The organism is Actinocatenispora rupis (assembly GCF_016861975.1).
Lineage (GTDB): Bacteria > Actinomycetota > Actinomycetes > Mycobacteriales > Micromonosporaceae > Actinocatenispora > Actinocatenispora rupis.
Genome location: NZ_BOMB01000029.1, coordinates 18,991 through 43,649 on the forward strand (window position 1 = coordinate 18,991; position 24,659 = coordinate 43,649).

Genomic DNA, 24,659 nt, shown 5'->3' on the forward strand with positions numbered 1-24,659 from the left:
CTTGACTTGATGAGGGCGATGCCGTAGGGTGGTGCTAACCGGTGACCGCCTGGCTGTGGGCGGTCCCTGCCGTACTAACCTGTCGGGCTGGAGGACCGTTGCGGGACGGGCGATTCACCGTTGTAGACCTGTTCTCGGGTGGTGGTGGGATGAGCTATGGCTTCCATGCTCATCCCGGTTTCTCGCTAGTTGGGGCTGCGGATGTAGAGGTTGGCAAACCGAGTACCGGGCACGGGGCGATCGGCTGCAACGCGACGTATGCGGCGAATATTGGCATAAAACCCTTGGGTGTAGATCTATCCGCTATCACTCCGGCTGAGCTTTCCGACGCAATCCTCCCGGGCCAGAGCGAGATCGATGTCCTTCTTGCTTGCCCACCGTGCACGGGGTTTTCGCGAGCGATATCCCGCAACTACGTCGAGGACGATCCTCGTAACTCGCTCGTGGCGACGGTGGCGGACTTTGCCGCGGCGCTGAAGCCCAAACTCATAATGATGGAGAACGTTCCGCAGCTGATCAATGGAAACTTCCGTCATCACTTCATCGCCTTTAAAGAGAAGCTTGAAGAGCTCGGCTACTCGGTGGCCGCTCGTGCATACCGGTTAGACAACTTCGGTCTACCGCAGCAACGTGAGCGGGCGATCATAATAGCCGCAAAGCAGCGGTCTATGCTCAGAACCTTAGATGACCTTTGGGCTGGGTACAGGATTGCGCCAGGTGCGACGACAGTTCGACGAGCCATTAGCGGACTTCCCGCCATCGAAGCCGGTGGGACAGCGCCTAATGACCCCAACCACACATGCCCAGCTCTTTCGGGCGATTCCTTGATGAGGATCACGGCGATGCCTCACGATGGAGGAAGTTGGCCGGATCTACTGGGCGATGCGACGACCGAGAAGTACCTGATTCCTTCGATGTGGAAGGCCGTTAGCCGAGGGCGCCTCAATGCGTACTGCGATGTTTACGGCCGAATGTCCTGGGATCGACCCGCCCCAACAGTGAAGCGCGAATGCTCTCACGTAGGTAACGGTCGATATGCGCATCCTGAACAGGACCGCCAATGCACCGTTCGGGAACTGGCAATCCTGCAGGGCTTTCCGGCTGATTATCGTTTCGTGGGCAACAGTCGAAAGAATCTGTATCGCCAGGTTGGAGATGCGGTCCCCCCGCTTGTGTCTTATCAGTTGGCCCATGTCGCCAATTGGGTCCTAACGGGGACTCGACCCAACATTGAGCATGTTCTGCTCCCGAAAACGCATCTGACGGCCTCCGATTTGGAAGCCTATGACTCGGATCCCACGCAGCTGGCGTTGGTGTGATCATCGGGCACGGGAGACTTCGGAGCAGACATAGCCCAAGTCCCATGATGAATGCAGAAATCTCGGGCGTACCACAGTCTCACTTTTTCCACGCTCGAGTCAAAGAGAATCCTAAACGCCCTCGCATCATGGTTGGGGAGATAGAAGTCTGCCCCGAAGCTCGGTGACTTCTTGTTTTTGGAAAACATCTCAGGTGTCGCTAGTTCGATGCATGCTGTGAGGGTTTTAATCGGTACTTCCTCAAGCACGTATCGGAGCCCATCGGCCCCAATAAAAGCGCGAAGAACCATGATGCGATCGTAGCCACTCAGATGCCGAGGAAGGCGCAGTTTAAGTGCATCGCAGCACGCTTCCGGCGTGGTGCAATCTCGAATCCAGCGCGCTTCCATTAGCTTTTCAATCTTTACCTGATTGGAGGATATCCCTTTCGCTGCCTCCGTCTTCAATGACCATCTGGTACCTGCGCCTATTACGTCGTAAGGATGAAGGCCCGGTGTCGAGTTTAGGTTGGCCTCGAAACCTTGTGCAATGAGACATTGCTTATAAATGTATTCAAATGGCTTCTTGTTTAGTGGCTCCTCGTGCAGGGCATGGTGGACGGCAAGGAAATTAGCCATGGTTTCGATGAATGGTTCACCCACGATGTCCGAGTCTGAGGCAGCGGTATAGGTTATGGGGGTTTTGAACGCATTCACCATAGAACGAACAGCTTTGAGCTGGCTTCGCGTCATCCCAAAGGTGTCGCGTAGCAACGCTTCGCGTTCGGCAGCATGGTCCTCTAGGGGCATAGAGCGCATGATACGGGCAGAGAGGCAGGAGCTTCTCCGAGCACCGTGACGTGGCTCCTGCTGGTAGCTCGTTCCTGCAAGGTGGGCCCGTCGTCAAGAGTTGGGCCGGGCGTGCTCGCTGGAGAGCAGTGATCTACCTCGATTCTCGTGCTAGGCATCCCTGGCCGGCGCCATGGCGCTTGCTCGCAGGCCAGGCTCTGATATAACTCAAGCCTGGGTGCCAGGACGTCTGCCTTACGGAGACCGCTCATGAACTCGACGCTTGATGCTATTGCCAGCATGCTCGCTGCAGGGAAGTTTGAGCCGTTTATCCGACACATCCGGTTTCCCCATTATCGTAATCTCCGCGAGGGCACTCGGGTTGAGTTCCTTCATCCCGTGACAGCGCTCGTTGGGCCGAACGGCACAAACAAGACGGCAATTCTTAGGGCACTGCAGGGGGCGCCGGAAGGTGCGAACCTTGGTCAGTATTGGTTCTCGACGAATGTCGACCGGATTCTGGCTGAAGATCGGCATCGTTTCATTTATGGATACCTTGCCGGATCGATCCACGAAATCGTGGAAGTAGTGAAGTCGCGAATCGTTCGTGAAGGCGATCCGGACTATTGGGAGACGGCTCGGCCACTTGCTAGTGATGAGATGGCACCGATGCCGCGGGTAGAACGCGGTGCGCTCATGCCACCTGAACGAAATCGAACGCGGTGGAAAAGCATCCGGAAACCGGTCGTGTATCTCGACTTTCGGTCAGAACTGTCGGCATATGACAAATTCTTCTTCCATGTTCCGTATCATGGTGCACAGAACCTCACGGAGAAGAAGAAGTTTATCCGGAGGCGGTCAAGGCATTTACGCAGTGTCCTGGATGGTGGGACCAGTAAATCTCTGTACCGCCGAGAGCGTATCTTGGCGCCAGCTTTTACTCTGAGTAAGCAGGACACCAAGGTAGTGTCGTCCATTGTCGGTAAACAGTATCGACGGATACGTATAGTGCGTCATGACCTCTTCGATGTTCGAGGCGCGACTGTCGTGCTGGACACACCTGACCTCAGGTATTCGGAAGCATTCGCTGGGAGTGGCGAGTTTGCAGTCGTGATGATGGTGAGGGCAATCTCCGAGGCTGAGCCGGGTTCCCTCATACTGTTGGATGAACCGGAGGTGTCGTTACATCCCGGCGCTCAGGGTAAGTTGATGGACTTCATTGCTGCGTCGGCCAAAGCCAGCCAGCATCAGTTCGTCATTTCCACCCATGCGCCGGAGATAATTAGGAACCTTCCGCCGCAGGCGATTAAAGTCTTCGTGCCTAATGAGAAAGATGGCAAGATCGACCTCATAGCACAGGAAGCAGATCCCGCGGACGCTTTTTTTCGCCTTGGACTCCATGCTGGCGACAAGTGGACTGTTTATGTCGAGGATCGGCTAGCTATGGCGGTGGTAAAGCGTGCCGCTAGGAAACTTGGTAAGGCGGCCAACTCTCGTCTGGATGTGAGGGTCCTGCCCGGAGGCGCCGAGGCCATTAAAGGTCGACTGATTCCAACTCTAGCGTTGACGAACCAGCCAAGGTGCCTTGTGCTTCTGGATGGGGACCAAAGACCAAAGTGTCCCCAGGTTGATCCTTCTGGGCTGGTCGACGGTGATCTTGAATCTGCGCTTACTGAGCTGATGCGTTGTAAGATTTTGCTCATGCTGGACGGTGCGGCTGGGCATTCGGCTCCGGGCCAGGAGGCGACCCAGCGGCGATGTGTTCTGGACTGGTGCTTCAAGCATCTCCGTTTTCTACCGCACACGACTCCCGAGGCTCTCATCCTTCTGATGGAGGGGCGTCCGGGGGCCTCCGGTGCGCAACCGGGTAAAGAAACATGGCTGACGCGTACACGGCAGGCATTGGGTCGTGAGGATTGGGAATCGGTAACGGGACAAGAAATTCTCTATGAACAGGAACGAGCGCTGGCGAAGGTGAATGAAGATTGCGATGAACTCGTTCAGGTTCGTGACGTTATATCGAACTTCCTGGCGGTAACCAATCACGCATAGTTTCATGACTTACCGTATTCGGCGCGTGATGACATGTCCAACGTTTGTTCGTGTGAGATTCCTTGGCGGCGCTAGTCGTTAATGCATGCGATGATGGTATCTATTAGAGGTGCGGAAGATGCGATCAGCGACTGAGACGTAAAATTGTGGGTATACCCCTTGTGGTCGCGCACCATCGCTCCCGATTCGGCGGCAATGGCAAGGCCAGCTGCAACATCCCATGGATGATTACTCAAAAAAATGCAGGCATCGAGAGTTCCGCTAGCGGTTAAGCAGAGGTCGATGGCGGCGGAGCCGAGCATGCGGATGCGTTGGACTCGGGGGGCGAGGGCTTCGGTGACGGCGAATCGTCCCCGGTTCTTGGCTTCGGCGCCTTCGCCTACGGCGTAGTCGCCGATGGACACGATGGCGTCTTCCAGCCTTGTCGTGGTGTTGACGCTGATTGAGTCGCCGTCGCGGTAGGCGCCGCTGCCTTCGGCGGCCCAGTACCGCTGGTCGAGGGCGGGGAGGAAGACGGCGCCGAGGATGGGGCGGCCGGCTTCGACCAGGGCGAGGGAGACCGCGTACAGGGGGAGGCCGTGGAGGTAGTTGGCGGTGCCGTCGACGGGGTCGAGGATCCATGCGGTGGCAGTGGCGGGGTCGGCTCCGCCGTGTTCTTCGCCGAGGAAGTCGATCTCGGGGGTTTCCTTGGCGAGGAAGGTGCGTAGGTCGTCCTCGACGGCGTAGTCCACCTCGGAGGCCATGTCTCGGTCGCCCTTGGTGGTGATGGTGCCGGGGTCTTGCTGGCGGATGCGGGCGGTGGCGCGTTCGGCGGCTTCGAGGGCGACGGGTAGCAACTCGGCGGGGTCGATCACAGTGCGGTGCTCCCGTCGCGGATGGTGTCGTAGACCTGCGTGTAGGTGAAGTACAGGCCCTCGTCGCCCTGGCGGTGGATCAGGAACGTGGGCGAGTCGAGTCCGCGGGTGTCGGGCAGGTACGGCTGGGCCACGCAGATCTGGTCGTCGATCAGGGTGACGTTGACGCGCGGTACCGCCTCGTAGGTGGCGAGGGTGAACCGCTCCTGCGCCGCCGGCGTCAGCTTGGACCGCAGCCGCTTCATGATGTGGATGTTCACCTCGGTCAGGTCCGCGAGGTGGTTCTCCGGCAGGCTCTCCTCGATGGCGCGGCTGCGGATGGCCTGGCCGTGCGGGTCGAGGAACAGGCACGTGATCGTGGTGCCGGACTCCAACAGGCGGCGGATCTTCTGGTCCGGGTAGCTCTGACACAGGATGTTGAGCGACAGGCCGAGGATGCGGATGTCCTTGGCGCTGTCGAACAGGCTGGCCGGGGTGAGGTCGGCGGCGAACTCGGTACGGCTGGTGTAGACGGCCTGCAGGTCGGCGTACTTGCCCGCAGCGAGCACCGGTGCGGGCTTGGTGACGTGGTCGCTCGGCGTGGTCTCGCCCTCGGCGCGGTGCAGCGGCTCGGCGGGCAGGTCGGCCGGCGGCGGGGCGAAGAGCGCTTCGGCTTTCCACCCGGTGAACATCACTTCGAGCACGCGGCAGTGGTGCTCGTACGGCAGCTTGGTCACCTGGCCGGTCACCCACCGGTGCAGCTGCGCGCGACTCGGCGCGCCACCGATGAGACTCGGGTCGATCGTCTTCGCGGCGCGGTCGTACTCGGCGGTGAAGGTCCGGTGTGCGGTCCACCGGCGGCGTTCGAGCAGCACCTTGAGCAGGGTCTCTGCCTCTGACACGTCCGCTCCCCACGTTTGCCCGGTCAAGCAGACAACAGGCTATCGCCTCGGAAGAGACAGGACGAGACACAGACGAGACGGGTCGGCGCGTAGACGGTCAAGACGGGACAGTGGCGGCCTCGCGACGCAACGTGTTTCTTCACCAGACTTCGTCTCATGATCGATTCGCAGGAACCGCGGCGGCCGTGCCTGTCGTGCCGTGGCCGGGGCTGGAAGTACGTCACCTCCCGGCGCGTGCTCGTCGGCCAGGCCGATACCGAGGCGGCCGGGCTGTGGAACGTGCGAACCTGCCGTGACTGCACACCCCCGCAGACCCCGACGCGGGACGCGGCATGACCGGCCCGGAGCCCCGCGGCGAGGGGCTGATGCAGGCCGGTCCGCACTCGCACTGGTACCGGGTGCGTCGCGCCGTCGACGGGCTGCCGTCCGGGCTGGCGGTCTCCACGGTCATCGTCTATCCGGCGTCCGGGGTGCTGTCGCTGCACTGGGGGTCGGGTTCGATGTCGAGGCTGCCCGGGGCGGAGGCGTGGGCGGTCGCCGCGTGCCTGGGCGAGGCAGTCAGGCGCAGCCTCCCTCGCGTCGGGTCGGCGGGGCTGGTGTTGGAGGCGGACCGCGGGCAGGGCTGGTTCCGCGTCTGAACCAACCAACAAGGCTCGTCCGGTGGAGGTAGCCGTCACCGCCGGGCGTAGGGGCAGGGCGGGGCGCGCGCAGGAACAGGCGTGCCCTCCGTACCAGGGCGCGGCGCGCGTTCCCGTCCTGTCCACCACAGGCCGGCACCGGGACGGACGCAGGCGCCCCGCCGCGTCCCCACGCGGCAGGACACGGGTCCACTCCCCGACCCGTGGTAGCCCGTCCGTCCTGGTGCCATCCAACGGCGCACGGGAAGGGATCGCAGTCATGGCAACGGTTTCCGTTGGCCGCTTCGTTCCGCTACCGGGACAGACCGTGTACCTGACCGACCGCGCCTCACCCCGCTTCGCCGGGCACCCCGTACGGCTGCTGATCACCGCCGAAACCACCCCGTCGGAGTTCGACGACCGGCGTGGGCACTCGGCGCGGAACGCGGCGTGGCTCTCGCTGACCGGGTACGAACTCGACCCGCGCGGCCGACGGCTGAACCTGCGCGAACACGTCTCGGTGTACGCCGCGGGCATCATCCTGGTCGGCGAACCCGGCGTTCCGCGCCACGCCGATCGAGCGTGACGGCGCGCGCTGGGTCGGTGCCTCGTCACGCTGGCGTGACTTTTCGAGCCGGGTCAGCTAACTTGTCCTGACAGGTGTAACACGCTTGACAGGTCGTACAGCGACGTTGGCCCCGCAGGAGTGGTAATGGCGTTCGAGGCGAAGCTGAGCAAGTACGCCGTGATCGCGTCGACCCTTCAGGGGCGCATCGAGGACGGCACGTACGCGCGGGGCGACTGGCTGCCCAGCGAAGCGCAGATCGCGGCCGAGTTCAACGCGTCCCGGCAGACCGCCGTGCGGGCGCTGAACATCCTCAAGCAGGACGGCTGGATCGACAGCCAGCAGGGCAAGGGGTACGTCGTTCGCGGCCGTCCGGCAGGCTCCCGGCTCGGCGCACCGGACTACATCGAGGAACTGCTCAACGCCGAGGAAACCTCTGCCCGGCTGCTCGGCGTCGAGGCCGTGTTGGCCTCGCCTCGTGTCGCGGATGCGTTGGGAGTCAAGGAAAACAGCGCAGTGTTCGAACGGCGCCGCCTGGTTTCCGGCGCCCGCGGACCGGTCGCGCTGTCCACCGCGTACCTTCCAGTGCAGATCGCCGTGGCGGCATCCGCCGACGGCTCCGACCCGGTCTCCGGCAACCTGCGGGACCGCATCGAGTCGACCCGCGGTACCCGCTTCGACTTCGTCACCGAACGCATCACCGCCCGGCCGCCCACCGCCGATGAGGCCGAGCTGTTGAAGATGGACCCGTCCGACTCGGTGCTGTGGCTGCTGCTCACCGTCCACGCCCCGGACGGCTCATCCCTGGTCACCTACGACGTCGTCCTCCCCGGCGACCGCCACGAACTCGTCGACAGCTTCGCCCTCGGCTCCTGACACGAGCGATTGGCGACGCGGTGCTCTTCGAACGGCTGATGGCCGCCTACGACGCGGTTGATGATGAGTCGGCTTGGTCCTCTTTCGTCGCCGCTGTCATCGCCGAGGTCCGAGGGGCCGGCACTGAGTCAAGCGAGGCGGAGAGCTTCCTAGAGTCAGCGGGCCGGCTGCTGAGCGAAGGTGGCGGAGAAGATGACTACACCTCGCTGAGGGTGGCAATCTGGCGCTACCTCGACGACAAGAACGGCTCCTCGACGGTCATCCGAGACGTCGATGACCGTGCGCTGCGCGCACTCCTTACCGTGCTGATGGGGCCTACACCTGGTGCTCGCGACGACGTCGAGGAAGCAGCTTGGTGGGTTGCATCCCTGCTCGCCGGTCTCAGCGCATGAACGTCTCACGATCGCTCATCCTGCTCGCGCGCGGCTTGGCTCCCCGGCGATGACGCGTCCGCATGCCCGTCAGGATGCAGACATGGATTGTTCGACGGAGTTCTTCATAGCATCAGACGATGAGGTGGCCGCGCAGGTGAAGGGTACGGAAGCCGGAAGGGCCTTCGAGTCGCTGCCTGGCGGTGCCTACGATCCGGCAGACGTGGTCGTCGAGTGGGAGAGCCTTTTTACCGGCGCCCACGCACACGCGCTGATGCAGGCAGGTGAGCCTCGGTTCGTCACGGAGGTCACCAACGACGGTTGCTGTGTCTTCGTGGTCTCGCGCAACCTGGTCACTTCGCTGGCGACGAGCGATCGAACCACATTGGAAGCGATCGCTCGCCAGTGGGCCCACATGCGACAGGAGGATGGCGAGGACATCGGCGAGGACGAAGCCGTCCGCCACCTCGGCGAGTTGGCGCGACTGGCCGCCTCTGCCATTCGTCAAGGTGAGCGGCTCTACTGCTCCGTGACGTAATGGCCACGTACGTCCTGGTCGAGCCTCGGAAGCCATGCTCGGCTCATGGGCGGCCCGGTCGCTGCGGCACTTGTCCGCGGGAGCGAGCGAGTTGGTCGTACAGGCGGCGGGCGTTGATCAGTTCGGAGATCGCGTCTTGAAGTTCCAAGATCACGGAGATCGTGACGCGGTCCCATGCCGGCGGCTGCGGCATCGACGGCGGCCAACCGAGCGGTACGCCGTACTCATGGAGTAGCGCGAGTGCGTTCGTCGCCCGCACCGACGCCGCGCGCAGGTCGCTCTGCGCCCGACGTAGCTCCGTCTTCAAGCTCGGTCCCCCCACGACGTCATTCGAACACAGGTTCGAACAGCGCCGCAACCAGGGGCAACGCTCGGCGGGCGCGACTCGGACACAACTGGTCGTGCCGATTGACTTGCATGTACAAGATGGCCATGCCTACACTTCGTGCATTGGTCAAGCGGCTCTAGCTTGATCGGACAACCGGTTTAATGATGGAGGTTGAGTAGACAATGGCTATCCAGATGGGGCTGCGGGTCGAGATCCCGTCCATCGCGGCGTTCCCGAACAACGCCCTGTTCCTCGGCGTCCAGGCCGAGACCGACTTCGACAAGCGCGGGCAGGGCGACGACCAGGCGCGCGACAAGCAGACCGGTCAACGCGTGTGGACGGTGACCGCGATGGACCTGGACCCGGACGCGGCGAAGTTCGGCCGGAACGCGCAGATCAAGGTCAAGGTGCTCGCCGAGCACCAGCCCGTGCCGCCGGCCTCGCAGATCCCCGGCTACCCGCCGGTGATCGAGTTCGAGGGCTTGCAGTTCACGCCGTACGTCGACGACAAGAAGTGCCGCGCGCCGCAGGACGGCCGGCAGCACAAGTGCAAGGCGCAGCAGACGTACTCGTTTCGCGCGACCGGCATCCGTGCCGCGTCGACCCTGCCCGCTGCCGACGACTCGGCGGCCTGACCCTCACCCGTTCATGAGGCGCGGGGCGGCCCTGCTTGGCGGCTGACGACCGCCCCGCGCTTCTCCTGCCGTACAGGAGGAAACCAGCATGTCACGCGACGCTGATTGGCGTTCGTTGATGGGCACCCGCCTCGGTGTGCCCGGTGAGTTGTGCACCTGCGGCCGTCAAGCGGTCGAGGTGTTCTCGACGGAGTTCGGCCTCGTGGGTTACTGCGGAGTCGCCGACGGCGGTAACGACGTCGGTCCCTGCCCGTTCTGCTCATCGCCGCGCAAGCACTTCGACGCGGCGGGGACTCCGGTCCGCTGCCCGCAGTACCGGCTGCGTCCGGGCGGTGAGCAGTGATGGCGGCACGTCGTGAGCCGCAGTTGGTGCGGTTGCAGTCGTCGGTGTTCGCGGTCCCGCGGTGGGCGCTACTGGTCGGCCTGATGTTCCGCGGGCTGTACCGCGGTGTCCGTCTGGCGTTCCGGTACTGGCGGGTGACCGGCCCGGTAGTCCTGCTGATCTGGCTGGGTTGGCGGGCCGGTTGGCAGGTCATCCCGATCATCTTGCTGTTGGCGGCGGCCGGGTTGTCGGGGTGGCGGATCGGGCACCGTGACTCGTTCGGGGTGTGGGTGAAGTGGCCGTGGTTGTCGCGGTGGCGCCGCTGGTGGCTGTACCGGCGTGGCTGGGAACCCACCATGCGCGGCTGCGGCCTGTCGACCGCGCACGGGTCGGTGCAGTACTGGCCGCCGATCCTGTCGGTCAAGTCCTCGCCCGCCGGTGACGTCGTCCGCGTCCGGCTGCTGCGCGGCCAGACCCCGGACACGTGGTCGGGCAGGTCGGCGGAGCTGGCGTACGCGTTCGGCACGCGGCTGTGCCGGGTGTTCTCCGGCCGGATCAACGTGCTGCCCAAGATCCGCGCCGGCCGGCTCGGCGTCCTGCTGGCGTGGTGGGACCGACGCCGGTTCGGCCGGGACCGCCCGACCGAAATGACCCTCGTGTTCGTGCGTGGCGACCTGCTGGCCTACCCGGTCCCCGCGATCGGCCCCGACTCGATCCCGCACACCCCGGACCTCGCCTGCCTCCCTGTTGGCCTGCGGGAGGACGGGTCGTGGCTGCGGATCGTCCTGGAACAAACGCATGTGCTGATCGCGGGGGCGACCGGGTCGGGGAAGGGGTCGGTGATCTGGTCGATCCTGCGCGCGCTGGCCGGCGGTATCCGGTCGGGGCTGGTGCAAGTGTGGGCCATCGATCCGAAGGGCGGCATGGAACTGGCCATGGGACGGCGGCTGTTCTCCCGCTTCGCCTACTCGTCGCTGCCAGAGATGGCCGACGTCCTGGACCAGGCCGTCGAGGTCATGCGGGAACGGCAGACCCGGCTGGCCGGCTCGGTGCGACAGCACGTTCCCTCCCCGGCGGATCCGACCATCGTGGTCCTGGTCGACGAGCTGGCGGCGCTGACCGCGTACCTGACCGACAAGGATCTCCGTAACCGGATCGAAGCAGCGTTAGCGGTGCTGTTGTCACAGGGCCGGGCGCTGGGCGTGCACGTGATCGCGGCGGTACAGGACCCGCGCAAGGAGGTCGTCAAGTTCCGCGACCTGTTCCCCACCCGCGTCGGGCTGCGGATGACCGAAGACGAACAGGTCGACATGGTGTTGGGTGCCGGCGCCCGCAAGCGCGGCGCGCTGGCTGACCAGATCCCGGCCAGCCTGCCGGGGGTCGGGTACATGGTGCTTGACCAGCGACCCGAACCCGTCCGGGTGCGGTTCACCCACGTCACCGACGAACACATCCGCGACATGAACGCGCGGTACGCGACCCCGACCCCGGCGCCGTCGTCAGCTGCTCCTGTGCCGTCGCAGCGCACCGTACCCGCCTCCGGGAACGGGAACGGGTCGGGGCCGCTGCCGGCGGAGCTGTTCAACAAGCTGCGCGGCGGTGACCGATGACCAGCATCGAACGCCGCGCGGCCCGGCTGTGGCGTATCCGGGTCCCCGGCGCACTGCTGTCCGGCACGGCGGTCACGGTCCGGCTCGATGCCAGCGAGACGGACGTACGGATGTGGGTCGCGGTCGGCGCCGGACGCCGTCGCCTGCCGCTCTCGGTGCCGGAGGCGTGGGCGGTGTTCAAGCTGCTCGGCGAAGCACTCGACATCACCGGCGACCCACCCGACTTCGTCCGTACTCCTGTTACCCCGTCGAGCCGATAGGAGGGTCGTTGTGTCTGCTGGAGTGAAGGTGGAGAGCGCGGCCCGGCTGGTGATCATGGGTGCGATCGGGGTCATGGCCGGGGCGGCGTCATTCACGCACATGCATGACTGGACGATGCAGAACGCGCCGGACGGCACGCCGGAATGGTTCGGCTGGGCCAACGCGGTCGTCTCCGAGCTGACCCCCGCGCTGGCGTTGTTGGAATGGCGGCGCCGTCGCCGGGCCGGCGGTTCGATCGGGTATCCGGTGGCGCTGCTGGTCGGCTCGGGGCTGCTGTCGTTGGCGGCGCAGGTGTCGCAGGCCAACGCGTCGCTGTCGAGCAAGGCTCTCGCCGCGCTACCCGCGATCGCGTTCACGCTGTTGATCAAGCTGGTGTTCTCCAGCCTGCCCGGCCATACGGCGACGCGCGCGGAGTCGGCCTCCTGCGTCGCCGATCACCGCGATACCAACGCATCCGCCGAGCAGGATCAGCCGGTGGCCGATGTTTCCGGTGGGGTCGCCCTCGGCCAGGTCCACGGCGGTGGTGGTGGCGACGCTGGTCGCACCGCCGACGCCGAGCCAGTACGCCACGTACCAGCCACCGTGAGTGACCCGCCGACGGTCGGCCCATCGTCGCAATCGCCCGAACAGCATGACCGGACGGTATCGGCCCCAGACCGGAACCACATCGGCGATCCGGCTCGTCCCGCGACCGTTCGTCCCCTCGTGGCCCGTGTCGTGGCTCCGGCCCGGCCGGTGGCGCGGGTCAACGGTTCTGCTCGGGAGGTGCCGTCGGTATGAGCAGCATCAAGGCAACGGCCGTCGTGCTCCCGGACCTCGGGCGGGAGGAGACTCCGCGGCCGGGGACGCGGGCGGCTCGGTTGTTGCAGCCGATCGCGAAGGACGTGGCTGCGGATCTGGCGAAGCAGTTCGGGGTGTGCGTCAAGCCGGTGTGGCTGCGTCGCACGAATACCGCGACCGGCGAGACGGAGCTGATCTCCGTGCCGTGCGGGGCTACCTCGGCGGCGAAGTGCGAACCGTGCGCCGAGGCCAACCGGCGGCTGCGCATGCAACAGATCCGGGAGGGCTGGCACCTGATCGACGAACCGGTCACCACGCCGGACGCTCCGACCGATGAGCAGCGGGAGTTGGTCGAGTACCGGGCCGTGTTGGAGTTCGCCCGGACCTCGGTGGTGCTGGCCGCCGAGTGGGACCAGGTCGCCGAGCTGGACGCCGAGATCGACCAGGTGGAAGAGCAGATCACCGCGGCCGGTATCCGCGGCTCGGTCCTGCCCGGTGGCCGTAAGGACGGTACCGACGGGCAGGAGGCGGCTCCGGCGCGGAAGCGGTCGACCAAACGCCGGCAGGACGCACCCGACCTGCCCCGGCTGCCCGTCGCGAACCGGACCATCCCGCACCCGCACATCGGCTCCGACGGGCGGGAGCACCGGGACTCGATGTTCCTCACGCTCACCCTCGGCTCGTACGGTGCGGTCCACTCCGCGTACTGGCGGCGGGGGCGGGTCCAGCCGTGTGAGTGCGGGGAACTGCACGCGCAGCATGACCCGCGGCTGGGTACGCCGGTCGATCCGGACAGTTACGACTACCGGGCCGCGGCGCTGGATGCCGTGCACTTTGCCAAGGTGATCGACCGGTTCTGGCAGAACCTGCGCCGCGCGGTCGGCTGGAAAGTCCAGTACGCCGGATCGATCGAAATGCAGAAACGCCTCGCCCCGCACGGGCACTTCGCGGTGCGCGGTGCGCTGGCCCGCAAGCTGGTCAAGCAAGTCGCTGCGGCCACCTACCACCAGGTGTGGTGGCCCGCCCACGACCGGCTCGTCTCTGACCCCGACGGTCCGCTCCCGACCTGGGACGCCGACGCGCTGACCTACCGCGACCCCGACACCGGGGCCGCACTGCCCACCTGGGACGAAGCCCTCGACGCCATCGACGACGACCCCGACGCCGAACCGGCGCACGTGGCCCGGCTCGGCACGGTCGACGTCAAGGGCGTGCGCGGCGGCTCCGAGAGCGCCGAGAAGACCATCCGCTACATCACCAAGTACATCGCCAAAGACATCACCGACGCCGTCTCGCCCGACTCGCGGGCGCAGGAACAGCACATGGCCCGCCTGGCGGCCGAGCTGCAAACCCTGCCCTGCTCTCCCACCTGCCCGAACTGGCTGCTCTACGGCATCCAACCCAAGAACGCCAAAGCCACGGCACGGCCGGGACGGTGCAAGGGCAAGGTGCACCAGCGGCGCACCCTCGGCTTCACCGGCCGCCGCGTGCTGGTCTCCCGGCAGTGGTCGAACAAGACCCTCGCCGACCACCGCGGCGACCGCAAAGCCTGGGTCAAAGCCCTCCTCGCGCTTTCGGCAACCGGCGACGAGGACCAGGCGGACAACGGCGAGCAAGACCAGGCGGATGAACTCGACCGGTTCGAGTACCAACTCGCCTCCCGCGACGACCCTGACGTCCCGCCGCCACAGGTGCACTTCCTGCGCAAGATCGCCGAACGGCAAGCCTGGCGCGCGCAACTCGACGCGGCGAAACAGCTAGTCCTTCAACGCCTTTCGGCAACCGGCCACGCGGCTTGAACTTACGGGGAGAGAACCAAGTGTCCACAAAGGACGCGACGTTAGAGCGCACATGGACGATCGATGATGTGGCCGGGTACCTGCGGGTCCCGGTCGAAACTCTGCGTACGTGGCGCAAGAAGCGAACTGGTCCACCGGCTCGCCGGTGTGGCAAGCACCTCCGTTACGACCCGGCTGCGGTCCGGGCCTGGCTCAACGACAGCGAAGCGGCGTAGGGGGCCGGTATGGCGCACATCGAAGACCGCTGGTTCAAGCCGCGGAAGGACGCAGACGGTCACTTCGTTCTCGACGCCAAGGGGCGGAAGGTACTTGAGCCAACGTCCCGGCACAGGAAGGGCGACCGGTACCGCGTTCGCTACGTCGATCCTTTCGGCAACGAGAAGAGCCGGTCGTTTCCCGACGGCAGGAAGCGGGCGGCCGATGCCTTCTTGGTCGAGGTCGAGTCAACGAAGATGCGCGGCGCCTACGTCGATCCTGATGCGGGCCGGGTCATGTTCCGCGAGTACGCCGAGAACTTCATCCGGACGCATGCCGTGGATGAGTCCACGCGGCAGAACCTCGAATCACGGGTCAGGAAGCACCTCTACCCCTACTTCGGTCATCGGCAGATCAAGGCAATCTCACCGGGTGTCGTCCGCGAGTGGAACCACGAAGGGGCCGATGGTCTCGCCGACTCGTCGCACGGGCTCGTCTTCGCGAGCTTGAAACTCATCCTTGGTGCTGCTGTGGATGACGGCAGGATCCCCAAGAATCCCTGCCTCGCGAAGTCCGTCAAGAAGCCTCGCGTACAGGCAACACAGGTGGTGCCGTGGGAGTTCGCACGTGTTCGTGCGGTACGCGCTGGTCTGGAAGAGCGGTTCCGGCTGATGGTGGACGTCGGTGCCGGCTGCGGTCTTCGGCAGGGCGAGATCTTCGGGCTTGCGGCCGACGACATCGACACGGAAGCCGGCTGGATCCATGTTCGGCGTCAGGTGAAGCTCATCCGAGGTGGCCTCGCCTTCGGCCTCCCGAAGAACGACCGGGAGCGGCGCATCCCGCTTTCGGCAACGATCGGCCGTGCCCTGCTCGACTACATGGCAACGGCCAGGTACGAGCCGGCGGAGATCACGTTGCCTTGGGAGAACCCTGCGAGCGACGAGACGCGGACGGCATCGCTGGTCTTCACGACGAAGTGGCGGCGAGCGCACAACCGCAACACCTTCAATCACTACATCTGGCGACCGGCACTCACGGCCGCCGGCGTCGTTCCCGGCCGTACCAACGGGATGCACGCGCTGCGCCACTTCTACGCCTCGGCGCTCCTGGACGCTGGGGAGAACATCAAGGCGCTCTCGGCGTACCTGGGCCACCACGACCCCGGCTTCACGCTGCGGACCTACACCCACCTGATGCCGGCCAGCGAGGACCGTACCCGGCGGGCAATCGAGCAGCTCTTCAGCGAGACGCCGGACCGGGACGGCCCAGGGACGGCCCCAGAGGCGGCGTGAGTAGTGTCAATGCAGGTCAGGCGGGTACTGATGGTATTTCCGCCACAAGTAGCGGCCGAGGCGCGCAGTCCGCGTGCAGCGGGGACCTCGGCATGGCGCGCCAGAGTCGGTCCACGAACCTGCCGTGACCGACCCCCGACGACGTTGGGCGTGCCTGCGTAGTCCACAGTGGACGGCCTGCTTCGGCGCCACGCGCGTGTGGGTGTCGGCCACCTCGGTCAGGACGTCGTACGCGATCAGGAACGGCCTGGAGCGCCACCGCGTTCATGGTTCGGGGTTCTGGCGCCAGGGCAGTACGCGGGGCTCCGGCGACCGGCGGCCGGCGATGAGGTCCGCGAGCAGTGCCGCCAGACCGTTCGGGTACACGAGGTCGCCGGTGGTGGCGAGGTCGGCGGGTTGCCACCAGCGGTGGCCGGCGAGTTCGTTGCGCTCGTACGGGGTTTGGCCGCGGGTGTCGACGGTGTGGGCCGTACGCGGAGAAAGTAGAAGTCGTCGCGGTACAGGCCGGCCACGCCGCCGAGCTCGGCGCGGCCGGCGGTGACGGCGACTGGCCCGCCGAGGTCGGCCGGAGTTGTGGCGAGGCCGATCTCTTCCCGGAGTTCCCGTACGGCGGCCTGCGCCAGGGTCTCGCCCGCCTCGACTCCACCGCCCGGCGTGACCCATCCGGTACTCGTCGGTGTGCGGAAACGCAGCAGCAGTACGCGATCGGTGTCGTCGACGAGCAGGATGCGCGCCGACCGTCGGGTGTACGGCCCCTTCTGCGCCACCCGACAGTACGGCGCCCCCCGTAGGCGCGACCGAGCCGCCCCGGCGGCCTCAGCGGGCCGTCCAAACGCGACCACGCAGCGGCGGCAGCGGACTGTCCGCCGCGCGAGCGGGACTGACCACCAGCGGCCGCAGCGAACTGTCCGTCGCGCGAGCGACTCGACGATTCAGCGGCCTCGACGCAGCGCGCGAGCGACCATCCGGCGGTACGTGACGACTCGCCGGGGCTGGCAGCCACCGGAACCAGAAGGTCTACAGTGGACGGTCGGTCAGGCGAGTACGCAGAATTCGTTGCCGTCGGGGTCGGCGAGGACGACCCAGGGTGCGTCGGCCTGACCGATGTCGACGCGGGTGGCGCCGAGGGACAGCAGCCGTTCGACCTCGGTCCGCTGGTCGCTGTCGGCGGCGGGGGCGAGGTCGAAGTGCAGCCGGTTCTTGCCGTGTTTGGGCGCGACGGGCGGGCCACCCCAGGTGATCTTGGGGCCACCCTGCGGGTTGCGGATCGCGGTTTCCTCGTCCTGGTCCCAGACGAGGGGCCAGCCGAGGGCTTTGCTCCAGAAGTACCCGACGGCCTGGGTGCCGTCGCTGGAGAGGGCGCCGAGGAAGCCGCACTCGGCGAGGAACCTGTTGCCGTACGGGATGACGCAGAACTCGTTGCCTTCGGGGTCGGCGAGTACGACGTGTTCCGCGTCGGGGCCCTGGCCGATGTCGAGGTGCCGGCCGCCGAGCGCGAGGGCGCGGGCGACGGTCTCCTGCTGCGCCTCGGGGGTCGGGCTGGTCAGGTCGAAGTGCATCTGGTTGGGGCCGGTCTTGGGCCGGTCGGTCGGCGGGAACCGGAGCAGGAAGCCGGTGTCGTCGTTCGGTTGGAGCGTCACGCCGCGCGGGTCGTCGACGGTGTCCCAGCCGAGTACGCCGGCCCAGAAGTGGGCGAGGGCGGCGGGATCGTTCGCGTCGAAGCAGAGCGCGTGGAGGTGTGTGGTCATCCGGCTCCGCACCTCCGTTCTGCTGGCGGCGCGCCGCACGGGCACGCGGTACGGTCCGTGGCCGACCACGCTAGGCGTTCCGCGGACGGCGCCGCAAAGCATTTGCCCAGCCCGACCCGACCCGATCCGGGCGTACTAGCGTGTCCGGGGTGATACGAGACGCGTACCTGGGTGCCGCCGCGGTCGCGGCGACGCTGCTGCACGATCCGGCCGTGGCGGACCGCTGGTCGGCGCCGAGCGCGCTGCCGGACTTCTCCGTCGCGGGCCTGGCGCGGCACCTGGCGAACCAGGTCACGCACACGGTCGCGCTGCTGGCCGCGCCGCCGGCCGCCACCGCGATCCCGGTACTGGCGCACTTCACCGGGAACGAGTGGACCACCACCGGTACGGACAGCGAGGCGAACGTGGGGATCCGGCGGCGCGGTGAGCGGGACGCGGCGGCCACCACGCCCGCCGCGCTGGCCGACACGACGGACGCGGCGCTCGCCGAGCTGCGCCGGATCGTACCGGGGGAGCCGGTGGACCGGATCGTGGACGTGGGCGACTGGGGTCTGCGGGTCGACGACTTCCTGCTGACGCGCCTGATGGAACTGGTCGTGCACGGGGACGATCTCGCGGTGAGCGTGGGCGTACCGACGCCGGAGATGCCGCCGGCGGCGACGGAGGCGACCATCGACCTGCTCGCCCGGGTCGCCGCGTGGCGGCACGGACCGCTCGCCGTGGTCCGCGCCCTCTCGCGTACGGAGCGGGCGCCGGCCACGATCAGCGCACTCTGACGGCCGGTTCGGGCGACGGCCTCGACGCGCGGATCGGTTGGGCCCCAACGGTTCGGCGTAGCTCACGCACCCGAAGCGGCGTACCGGTAGGTGGTGATGCTGTGGCCGGGTGCGGGGACGGTGTCGCCGCGGGGTGGCGCGACGGCGGCCAGATCGTGCGTCCCGTCGGTACGCCAGGCGCCGGTGGCGTGCGCGGATCCCGGGAACCGTACGGGAAAGGCGGTGTCGGCGGTGGTGTTGTTGACGACGACGAGCGTCCACTCCCGCCCGGTACGGAACGCCAGCGCGTGGACGCCGTCGGGCGTGCCGGTCACCTCGTGCCGCACCGCGCCGGGGCGTACGAAACGGCTGAAGTTTCCCAGTGCCCACAGGCGTTTCGTCGGGTAGAGCCGGTAGTTGTGGTGGCTGGAATACTGCGGGTCGTAGTAGACGAGGCCGTCGTTCCAGCCTTCCGGGTTTGCCTGGCCGGTGCAGGACGCGCCGGTCGTCGGGTCGCAGCCGAGCGCCGCCGACATCGCCACCCACCACTGGAACGCGGAGTCGTCGGCCTGCGTCAGGTCCTGCGCGACGATGTCGGCGAGGGCGAGACCGCCGGTGATGGTCGGGTCGTACCCCTGGCTCCACGCCGGCTTGCCGCCGGCCAGTACCGAACAGCAGATTTCGGTGGCCCACAACGGTTTCCCGTACCCGTGGGCGAGGTCGCGCGCCTGGTTGAGCGTCGCGTCCGACGGGAAGTCGTACGTGTGGTGGGCGAGCGCGGTGGTGGCCGCCGCCGCGCCCGGGTCGGACATCCACTGCGGCGTCTCCGGCAGGAACTGCGTGTCCACCCGGCTGGACTCGTCCGCGATGATCCCCGTACCGGCGGGCAGCGCGGCGCGCAGCGCGGTCAGCGTGTCCGCCCGCCGATCCGCCGGTACGGCCATGCCCTCCTGCGTGCACTCGCCGCGCGTGTAGTCCGGCTCGTTCATCGGGCTGACGTGGTTCACGTTGGCGTGCCAGGAATCCCGGGCGTGTCTGACCACAGTGGACAGATATTCCGCGTAGGCCCGCTCGGCGCCCGGCGTCAGCGTGCCGCCGCACGACTGGTGGTTGGTGGTGAAGTCCGGCGGCGCGCTCACCGCGAACCCGATCACGTCCGGCACCCGGTACTTCGCCGCCAGCTTGAGCATCGCCGTACCGCCGGCGTCCACCGACCAGTCGTACCGGCCGGGGGCCTGGTAGAAGGTGTCGGGGGCGCGGTTCCTGGCGCCCAGCTCGGACTCGCCGCCGGTCGGCACGGTGACGCCGACGCCGCCACCGCCGATGTTCCAGCGCCACTGGCTGAGCGCGATCCCGCCGTCCGGGGAGAACAGCAGCCGGGCCAGCTGCTCCCGTACGGGTGCGGGAAAGCGCGCGACGTCGATCGTCCACCACGCGCCGGACGCGCCGAACCCGGTCATCGTCTGATGTGCTTTCGCTTGTACCACAACGGTTTCCGGGGCCGCGCCGGCCGGTGCGCCGGTGAGTACGGTGATCGCGGCGGTCAGGGACACGAGCGCGGCGAGTGCGCGTCGACGGGCCATCGTCACTCCTCGGGGCGTGAGGGTGCGTGCTTCGCACGAGACTGGCCCGGCCCGGCGCCGGTGTCAAGATAAGTACTAAAAAATTGAAAAACGGCCCCGCGTGGAGCGGTCGGTGGCGGCGCGGGTCAGGCGTCGGAGAGGTCGTCGGTCGCGCCGCGCCCCGCCTCCGCCGTACGCCGGAAAAAGTCCGCGAGCAGCTCCAGCTCGGCCGCGTCGTACCTGGCGCAGATGTCGTCCATCGAGCGGTTCATCCCCGCGTACAGCCGGAGCACCTCCGCGGTACGGTCGCGCACCGCGCGCACGGTGACCGCGCGACGGTCGACCGCGTCACGCTCCCGGACGATCCACTTCTCCCGCTCCAGCCGGTCGAGGATGCCGGTGATGGTGGCCGGGTGCAGCCCGGCGCGCCGGGCCAGCGCGCTCGGCCCGATCGGCCCGTGCCGGGTGATCAGGTCGAGGCAGTCGAGGTCGACGTCCTTGAGCCCGAGCTGCCGGCCGACCTGGTGGTTGAGGAGCGAGAGCTGGCTGCTGAGGTCCCGCAGCGACGTCTTGATCGACGTACGGGACCGGCGGCGGCGCCGCGCGTCCTCCTGCGTTTCGGCAGTCATACCGTCCGCTCCTCGTAACGTATGCCGTGCGTACGGCAACGATACCGGGTCGCGGTGCGGTTGACCCGGGTCCTCCGCCCGGCCTAGGTTGCCGACCGACGGGCAGGCGGCCCGATCGCGGTCGCCGCGCCCGGAACGAGTACGACCGGACGGAGCCGACCCATGCCCGCAGCCCGCCGTCCCAACGTGATCCTCATCGTCTCCGACGACCACGGGTACGCCGACCGTTCGGCCCTCGGGCTCCGGGACGACGTGGCGACACCGGCGCTGGACCGGCTCGCCGCCGGCGGCGTCTCCTGCACCGAGGCGTACGTGACGGCGCCGGTGTGCAGCCCGTCGCGCGCGGGCCTGATGGCCGGCCGCTTCCAGGAACGGTGGGGCGCCCGCTGGTTCGACTCGTCGCGGTTCGCGCCGGACGGCGCCAGCCTCGCCGAACGCTTCACCGAGAACGGCTACGCCACCGGGTACTTCGGCAAGGTCCACTATGGACCGGAGCGCCCCGGCGACCGCGCCTGCCCGCCGCACCACGGCTTCGCCGAGTCGTACTACGGGCTCGCCGGGATGCAGCAGGGCCGGCTGCACTACCTGCGGCACTCGACCGCCGCCGTCGAGGAGTACGGGCCGGAGGCGTCGTGGCGGATGGCCGTGCAGCCGATGTACGAGGGGGACGAGCCGGTCGAGCTGGAGGGCTTCCTCACCGCCGAACTCGGCCGGCGCGCGCGGGATTTCGTTGCGCGGCACGAGAATGCGCCGTTCTTCTGCATGGTCGCGTTCAACGCGGTGCACAACTTCTGCTGGCAGCTGCCGCCCGAGGAGCTCGACCGCCGCGGGCTGCCCGGCTTCGAGGACTGGGATCCCGGCGTCGGCGACTACGTCGACTGGTACGACGGGGCGATCAGCCCCAAGCTCCCCGACGGCCGCGCGTACTACGCGGCGCAGCTCGAACTGATGGACGCCGAGATCGGCCGCCTGCTGGACGAGCTGGACGCGCGTGGCCTCGCCGACGACACGATCGTCGTCTACACCACCGACAACGGCGGATCCACCTGCAACTACGGCGACAACACGCCACTCGCCGGTACCAAGTACACGTTGTGGGAGGGTGGGATCCGCGTGCCGATGCTGGTGCGCTGGCCGGGCGGTGACGTACCGGCGGGTGTGGAGCGCGCCGGCCTCGTCTCCACCGTCGACCTGTACCCGACGCTGCTCGGGGCCACCGCCGCGCCGTACGCGGACACCGACGGGGTGGACCTGCTTCCGTTGCTGCGCAACGGATCCGGCGGGCACGACGAGCTGCACTGGGAGTGTGGCTGGCAGTGGGCCGTGCGCCGCGGCGACTGGAAGCTCCGGTACGTGCAGCCCGACTCGCCGTACGCCGACGGCATCCGTACGGTCGAGCACACCGACCCGGGCCGCGGCCTCACCCTGTACGACCTGGCCGCCGACCTCGGCGAGACCCGCGACCTCGCCGCCGACCACCCCGACCTGGTACGCGAGCTGACCGGGCGGCACGAGTCCTGGCGCGCCGCCCTCGCCGGCTGACGGCGACCCGCTGGGTGGGACGGCACCCCGGGAACCCGCTCGCCCAACGGTCCGACCACGTACCATCGCGCGGATGAGTGCAAAAGCCCCGTGGCCGCCCGTCGGCACCTGCGTGGCGCACCGCGGCGCCTGCGGTACGACGCCGGAGAACACCGTCGTCGGGTGCGTCGAGGCCATCCGGCAGGGCGCGCTGGCGATCGAGGTCGACCTGCAGCGCACCAGCGACGACGAGCTGGTCATCGCGCACGACAGCACGATGGCCCGCACCACCGACATCGCCCAGGTGCTCCCGGACCGGGCGGACACCCGGCTGGCCGAGCTGAGCCTCGCCGAGCTGCGCAAACTCGACGCCGGGTCGTGGTTCGACCCGCGGTTCGCCGGCGCCACCGTGCCCACCCTCGGCGAGCTGCTCGACGCGATCGCCGGCCGCGCCACGCTGCTCGTCGAGATGAAGTGGCCGGACCGGTTCCCCGGCATCGAGGCCCAGCTCGTCACCGAACTCCGGCGCTGCCTCGGCCCCGCCCTCGACCGGGCCGACCTGCCGCCCGTCGCGCTCCAGGCCACCGACCCCGACCTGCTGCGTACGCTGCGCGACCTGGTGCCGCCGACCGTGCCGCTCGTCCTCATGACCGGCGTACGGCCGCCCCTCGACCTCGCCGACTTCGCCGGCCTCGGCGACTGGATCTCCGCGTACGTGCCGCTCGGCCGCGAGCTGCCCGACGGGTACGTCGACGCCGTACACGGGCACGGGGTGCGGGTCCTGCCCTGGACCGTCGACGCGCCCGAGGGGGTCGCCGCGATGGCCGCGCTCGGCGCCGACGGCGTCATCACCAACCACCTGCCGTACGCGGCGCCCGTGCTGCGCGGCGACCCCAGCGGCCTCGCCCGTACGCCGGTGCGGGTCGCCCGCGCCTCGGTGCCGGACGAGTACACGGTGCTGACCGCGGACGCGGACACCGACCTCGGCGGCTGGGCGCTCCGCAACCAGCTGATGGAACGCCAGTGGCTGCCCGACACCACGCTCGCCGCCGGCGCCGACCTCGTCATGCCCGCGCCGGACCCGGCGTACCTGGACAACTACGGCGACACGCTCACCCTGTACGACCCCACCGGCGCCGTCGTCGACCTGCACTTCTACCGCTGACCGCCCGGCCCGGGGCCCACGTGGCGCCGGGCCGGTACGAGCGGGTCAGAGCAGGGCGCGCAGCTCGGCGCAGGTGTCGCCGGGCACGGTCTTGAGCCGGGCGACCGCGTCCGCCAGCGGTACCAGCTCGATCTCGGTGCCGCGCAGCGCCGACATCATCCCGTACTTGCCGTCGCGGACGGCCTCGACGGCGCGCCCGCCCAGCCGCGACGCCAACACCCGGTCGTACGCGGTCGGGGTGCCGCCGCGCTGGAGGTGCCCGAGCACGGTGGTGGTGACGTCGCGGTCGGCGCCGAGCCGGCGGCTGATCTCCAGCTGGAGCTGCCGCGCGATGCCGGCGAACCGCCGGTGCCCGAACTGGTCCACGTGCCCCTGGTCGAACTCCATCGTGCCGGGCGCCGGGACCGCACCCTCGGCCGCGACGAGTACGGCGTGGTTGTCGCCGGCCTCGAATCGGCGCTGCAGCCCGGCGCACACCTCGGCGATGTCGAACGGCGTCTCCGGAGTCAGCACCTGGTGCGCGCCGGCGGCGAGGCCGGAGTGCAGCGCGATCCAGCCGGTGTGCCGGCCCATCACCTCGACGATCATCACGCGCTGGTGCGACTCGGCGGTGGTGTGCAGCCGGTCGATCGCGTCGGTGGCGATCTCCACCGCCGTGTCGAACCCGAACGTCACGTCCGTGCAGTCGATGTCGTTGTCGATCGTCTTCGGTACCCCGACGACCGGGATGTCGTGCGACGACAGCCAGTGCGCCGCCTGCAACGTCCCCTCCCCGCCGACCGGGATGAGGGCGTCGATGCCGTTCTCGTCGAGTACGCCGCGGATCGTGTCGATGCTGGACGTCAGGTGGTCCGGGTTGACCCGGGACGAGCCGAGGATCGTGCCGCCCCGGGCGAGGATCCCGCGTACCCGCGACGGCACCAGGTCGACGTGATGGTTCTCCAGTACGCCGCGCCAACCGTCGCGGAAGCCGGTGACCTGCCAGCCGTGGTCCCGGACCGCGCGCAGCACCACCGCGCGGATGACCGCGTTGAGACCCGGGCAGTCGCCACCCCCGGTCAAGATACCGATACGCACGTGCGTGTCCCTTCCTCTGGCCAGACGGCACGGCGCTGTACCGGTCTTCCGCGAACAGGGTAGAGGGTGACCGGCGCCCCGCGGCAACGCACCTTTGGTGAACCTTGAGCGTCCCGTCACACGCCCGTCATCGGCATGGT

At 67.7% G+C, this 24,659-nt stretch carries 27 protein-coding genes; 19 read left to right on the plus strand and 8 right to left on the minus strand.

Features of this window, described 5'->3' with window-relative positions:
• Positions 1-41: 41 nt before the first annotated feature.
• On the plus strand, positions 42-1,319 hold the full coding sequence (locus Aru02nite_RS24730) for a DNA cytosine methyltransferase (RefSeq protein ID WP_275408714.1): 1,278 nt from the start codon (positions 42-44) through the stop codon (positions 1,317-1,319).
• Here Aru02nite_RS24730 and Aru02nite_RS24735 read toward each other — a convergent pair.
• Positions 1,283-2,107 (minus strand): hypothetical protein, encoded by an 825-nt coding sequence (locus Aru02nite_RS24735; protein WP_203661751.1) that lies wholly within the window; start codon positions 2,105-2,107, stop codon positions 1,283-1,285. The genes Aru02nite_RS24730 and Aru02nite_RS24735 overlap by 37 nt on opposite strands.
• A gap of 249 nt (positions 2,108-2,356) precedes the next feature.
• Here Aru02nite_RS24735 and Aru02nite_RS24740 point away from each other — a divergent pair, with 249 nt between their 5' ends.
• Positions 2,357-4,138 carry an ATP-dependent nuclease gene (locus Aru02nite_RS24740; RefSeq protein WP_203661754.1) on the plus strand — a complete coding sequence of 594 codons (1,782 nt, stop codon included), beginning with the start codon at positions 2,357-2,359 and terminating at the stop codon, positions 4,136-4,138.
• Between the two features lie 71 nt (positions 4,139-4,209).
• Here the strand turns inward: Aru02nite_RS24740 and Aru02nite_RS24745 are convergent, their stop codons facing one another.
• Both Aru02nite_RS24745 and Aru02nite_RS24750 read right to left on the minus strand, forming a co-directional pair.
• Positions 4,210-4,992, minus strand: coding sequence for an inositol monophosphatase family protein (locus Aru02nite_RS24745; protein ID WP_203661756.1), 783 nt, complete (start codon positions 4,990-4,992; stop codon positions 4,210-4,212).
• A complete protein-coding gene (locus Aru02nite_RS24750) occupies positions 4,989-5,873 on the minus strand; it encodes a DUF5919 domain-containing protein (protein WP_203661758.1) in 885 nt (294 codons plus the stop codon). The genes Aru02nite_RS24745 and Aru02nite_RS24750 overlap by 4 nt, the downstream gene beginning before the upstream one ends.
• 156 nt (positions 5,874-6,029) lie before the next feature.
• Here Aru02nite_RS24750 and Aru02nite_RS24755 point away from each other — a divergent pair, with 156 nt between their 5' ends.
• The 14 genes from Aru02nite_RS24755 to Aru02nite_RS24820 all read left to right on the plus strand — a co-directional run bounded on the left by Aru02nite_RS24755 (position 6,030) and on the right by Aru02nite_RS24820 (position 16,062).
• Entirely contained in the window at positions 6,030-6,209 is a 180-nt protein-coding gene (locus tag Aru02nite_RS24755; RefSeq protein WP_203661760.1) for a hypothetical protein, read from the plus strand.
• Positions 6,206-6,511, plus strand: coding sequence for a hypothetical protein (locus Aru02nite_RS24760; RefSeq protein WP_203661762.1), 306 nt, complete (start codon positions 6,206-6,208; stop codon positions 6,509-6,511). The genes Aru02nite_RS24755 and Aru02nite_RS24760 overlap by 4 nt, the downstream gene beginning before the upstream one ends.
• Before the next feature lie 259 nt (positions 6,512-6,770).
• A complete protein-coding gene (locus Aru02nite_RS24765) occupies positions 6,771-7,076 on the plus strand; it encodes a hypothetical protein (RefSeq protein ID WP_203661764.1) in 306 nt (101 codons plus the stop codon).
• 126 nt (positions 7,077-7,202) lie between these two features.
• Positions 7,203-7,931, plus strand: coding sequence for a GntR family transcriptional regulator (locus tag Aru02nite_RS24770; protein WP_203661766.1), 729 nt, complete (start codon positions 7,203-7,205; stop codon positions 7,929-7,931).
• A gap of 20 nt (positions 7,932-7,951) precedes the next feature.
• Entirely contained in the window at positions 7,952-8,323 is a 372-nt protein-coding gene (locus Aru02nite_RS24775; protein ID WP_203661767.1) for a hypothetical protein, read from the plus strand.
• A gap of 82 nt (positions 8,324-8,405) precedes the next feature.
• On the plus strand, positions 8,406-8,840 hold the full coding sequence (locus tag Aru02nite_RS24780) for a hypothetical protein (RefSeq protein WP_203661770.1): 435 nt from the start codon (positions 8,406-8,408) through the stop codon (positions 8,838-8,840).
• Between the two features lie 510 nt (positions 8,841-9,350).
• On the plus strand, positions 9,351-9,803 hold the full coding sequence (locus Aru02nite_RS24785) for a hypothetical protein (protein ID WP_239076929.1): 453 nt from the start codon (positions 9,351-9,353) through the stop codon (positions 9,801-9,803).
• Between the two features lie 88 nt (positions 9,804-9,891).
• Positions 9,892-10,146: a hypothetical protein gene (locus Aru02nite_RS24790; RefSeq protein ID WP_203661772.1), complete on the plus strand. Its 255-nt coding sequence runs from the start codon at positions 9,892-9,894 to the stop codon at positions 10,144-10,146.
• The gene (locus Aru02nite_RS24795) at positions 10,146-11,735 is read left to right on the plus strand and encodes an FtsK/SpoIIIE domain-containing protein (RefSeq protein ID WP_203661774.1); all 1,590 of its coding nucleotides are present in this window, start codon (positions 10,146-10,148) and stop codon (positions 11,733-11,735) included. The genes Aru02nite_RS24790 and Aru02nite_RS24795 overlap by 1 nt, the downstream gene beginning before the upstream one ends.
• Positions 11,732-11,995: a hypothetical protein gene (locus Aru02nite_RS24800; RefSeq protein ID WP_203661776.1), complete on the plus strand. Its 264-nt coding sequence runs from the start codon at positions 11,732-11,734 to the stop codon at positions 11,993-11,995. Before Aru02nite_RS24795 ends, Aru02nite_RS24800 begins: the two co-directional genes overlap by 4 nt.
• Positions 11,996-12,017: 22 nt before the next feature.
• Positions 12,018-12,776: a DUF2637 domain-containing protein gene (locus tag Aru02nite_RS24805; protein WP_203661778.1), complete on the plus strand. Its 759-nt coding sequence runs from the start codon at positions 12,018-12,020 to the stop codon at positions 12,774-12,776.
• Positions 12,773-14,575 (plus strand): replication initiator, encoded by a 1,803-nt coding sequence (locus tag Aru02nite_RS24810; protein WP_203661780.1) that lies wholly within the window; start codon positions 12,773-12,775, stop codon positions 14,573-14,575. Before Aru02nite_RS24805 ends, Aru02nite_RS24810 begins: the two co-directional genes overlap by 4 nt.
• 68 nt (positions 14,576-14,643) lie before the next feature.
• The gene (locus tag Aru02nite_RS24815; RefSeq protein ID WP_308446278.1) at positions 14,644-14,790 is read left to right on the plus strand and encodes a helix-turn-helix domain-containing protein; all 147 of its coding nucleotides are present in this window, start codon (positions 14,644-14,646) and stop codon (positions 14,788-14,790) included.
• 9 nt (positions 14,791-14,799) lie between these two features.
• A complete protein-coding gene (locus tag Aru02nite_RS24820) occupies positions 14,800-16,062 on the plus strand; it encodes a tyrosine-type recombinase/integrase (protein WP_203661784.1) in 1,263 nt (420 codons plus the stop codon).
• Positions 16,063-16,298: 236 nt separating this feature from the next.
• Here the strand turns inward: Aru02nite_RS24820 and Aru02nite_RS24825 are convergent, their stop codons facing one another.
• Both Aru02nite_RS24825 and Aru02nite_RS24830 read right to left on the minus strand, forming a co-directional pair.
• On the minus strand, positions 16,299-16,904 hold the full coding sequence (locus Aru02nite_RS24825) for an NUDIX domain-containing protein (RefSeq protein ID WP_308446277.1): 606 nt from the start codon (positions 16,902-16,904) through the stop codon (positions 16,299-16,301).
• Positions 16,905-17,096: 192 nt separating this feature from the next.
• Entirely contained in the window at positions 17,097-17,810 is a 714-nt protein-coding gene (locus Aru02nite_RS24830) for a VOC family protein (protein ID WP_203661786.1), read from the minus strand.
• Positions 17,811-17,959: 149 nt separating this feature from the next.
• Between Aru02nite_RS24830 and Aru02nite_RS24835 the strand changes: the two genes are divergently transcribed.
• Positions 17,960-18,586: a maleylpyruvate isomerase N-terminal domain-containing protein gene (locus Aru02nite_RS24835; RefSeq protein WP_203661788.1), complete on the plus strand. Its 627-nt coding sequence runs from the start codon at positions 17,960-17,962 to the stop codon at positions 18,584-18,586.
• Between the two features lie 62 nt (positions 18,587-18,648).
• On the opposite strand, the gene Aru02nite_RS24840 is transcribed toward Aru02nite_RS24835, so the two are convergent.
• Together Aru02nite_RS24840 and Aru02nite_RS24845 are read right to left on the minus strand one after the other, a co-directional pair.
• Entirely contained in the window at positions 18,649-20,148 is a 1,500-nt protein-coding gene (locus Aru02nite_RS24840) for a glycoside hydrolase (protein ID WP_203661790.1), read from the minus strand.
• A 125-nt stretch (positions 20,149-20,273) separates the two neighbouring features.
• Positions 20,274-20,756: a MarR family winged helix-turn-helix transcriptional regulator gene (locus tag Aru02nite_RS24845; RefSeq protein WP_203661791.1), complete on the minus strand. Its 483-nt coding sequence runs from the start codon at positions 20,754-20,756 to the stop codon at positions 20,274-20,276.
• A gap of 162 nt (positions 20,757-20,918) precedes the next feature.
• On the opposite strand from Aru02nite_RS24845, the gene Aru02nite_RS24850 reads away from it, so the two are divergent.
• Both Aru02nite_RS24850 and Aru02nite_RS24855 read left to right on the plus strand, forming a co-directional pair.
• Positions 20,919-22,298 carry a sulfatase family protein gene (locus Aru02nite_RS24850; protein WP_203661793.1) on the plus strand — a complete coding sequence of 460 codons (1,380 nt, stop codon included), beginning with the start codon at positions 20,919-20,921 and terminating at the stop codon, positions 22,296-22,298.
• Positions 22,299-22,371: 73 nt separating this feature from the next.
• Positions 22,372-23,442, plus strand: coding sequence for a glycerophosphodiester phosphodiesterase family protein (locus Aru02nite_RS24855; protein ID WP_203661795.1), 1,071 nt, complete (start codon positions 22,372-22,374; stop codon positions 23,440-23,442).
• A 45-nt stretch (positions 23,443-23,487) separates the two neighbouring features.
• On the opposite strand, the gene Aru02nite_RS24860 is transcribed toward Aru02nite_RS24855, so the two are convergent.
• Entirely contained in the window at positions 23,488-24,519 is a 1,032-nt protein-coding gene (locus Aru02nite_RS24860) for a 6-phosphofructokinase (RefSeq protein ID WP_203661797.1), read from the minus strand.
• Between the last annotated feature and the right edge of the window lie 140 nt (positions 24,520-24,659).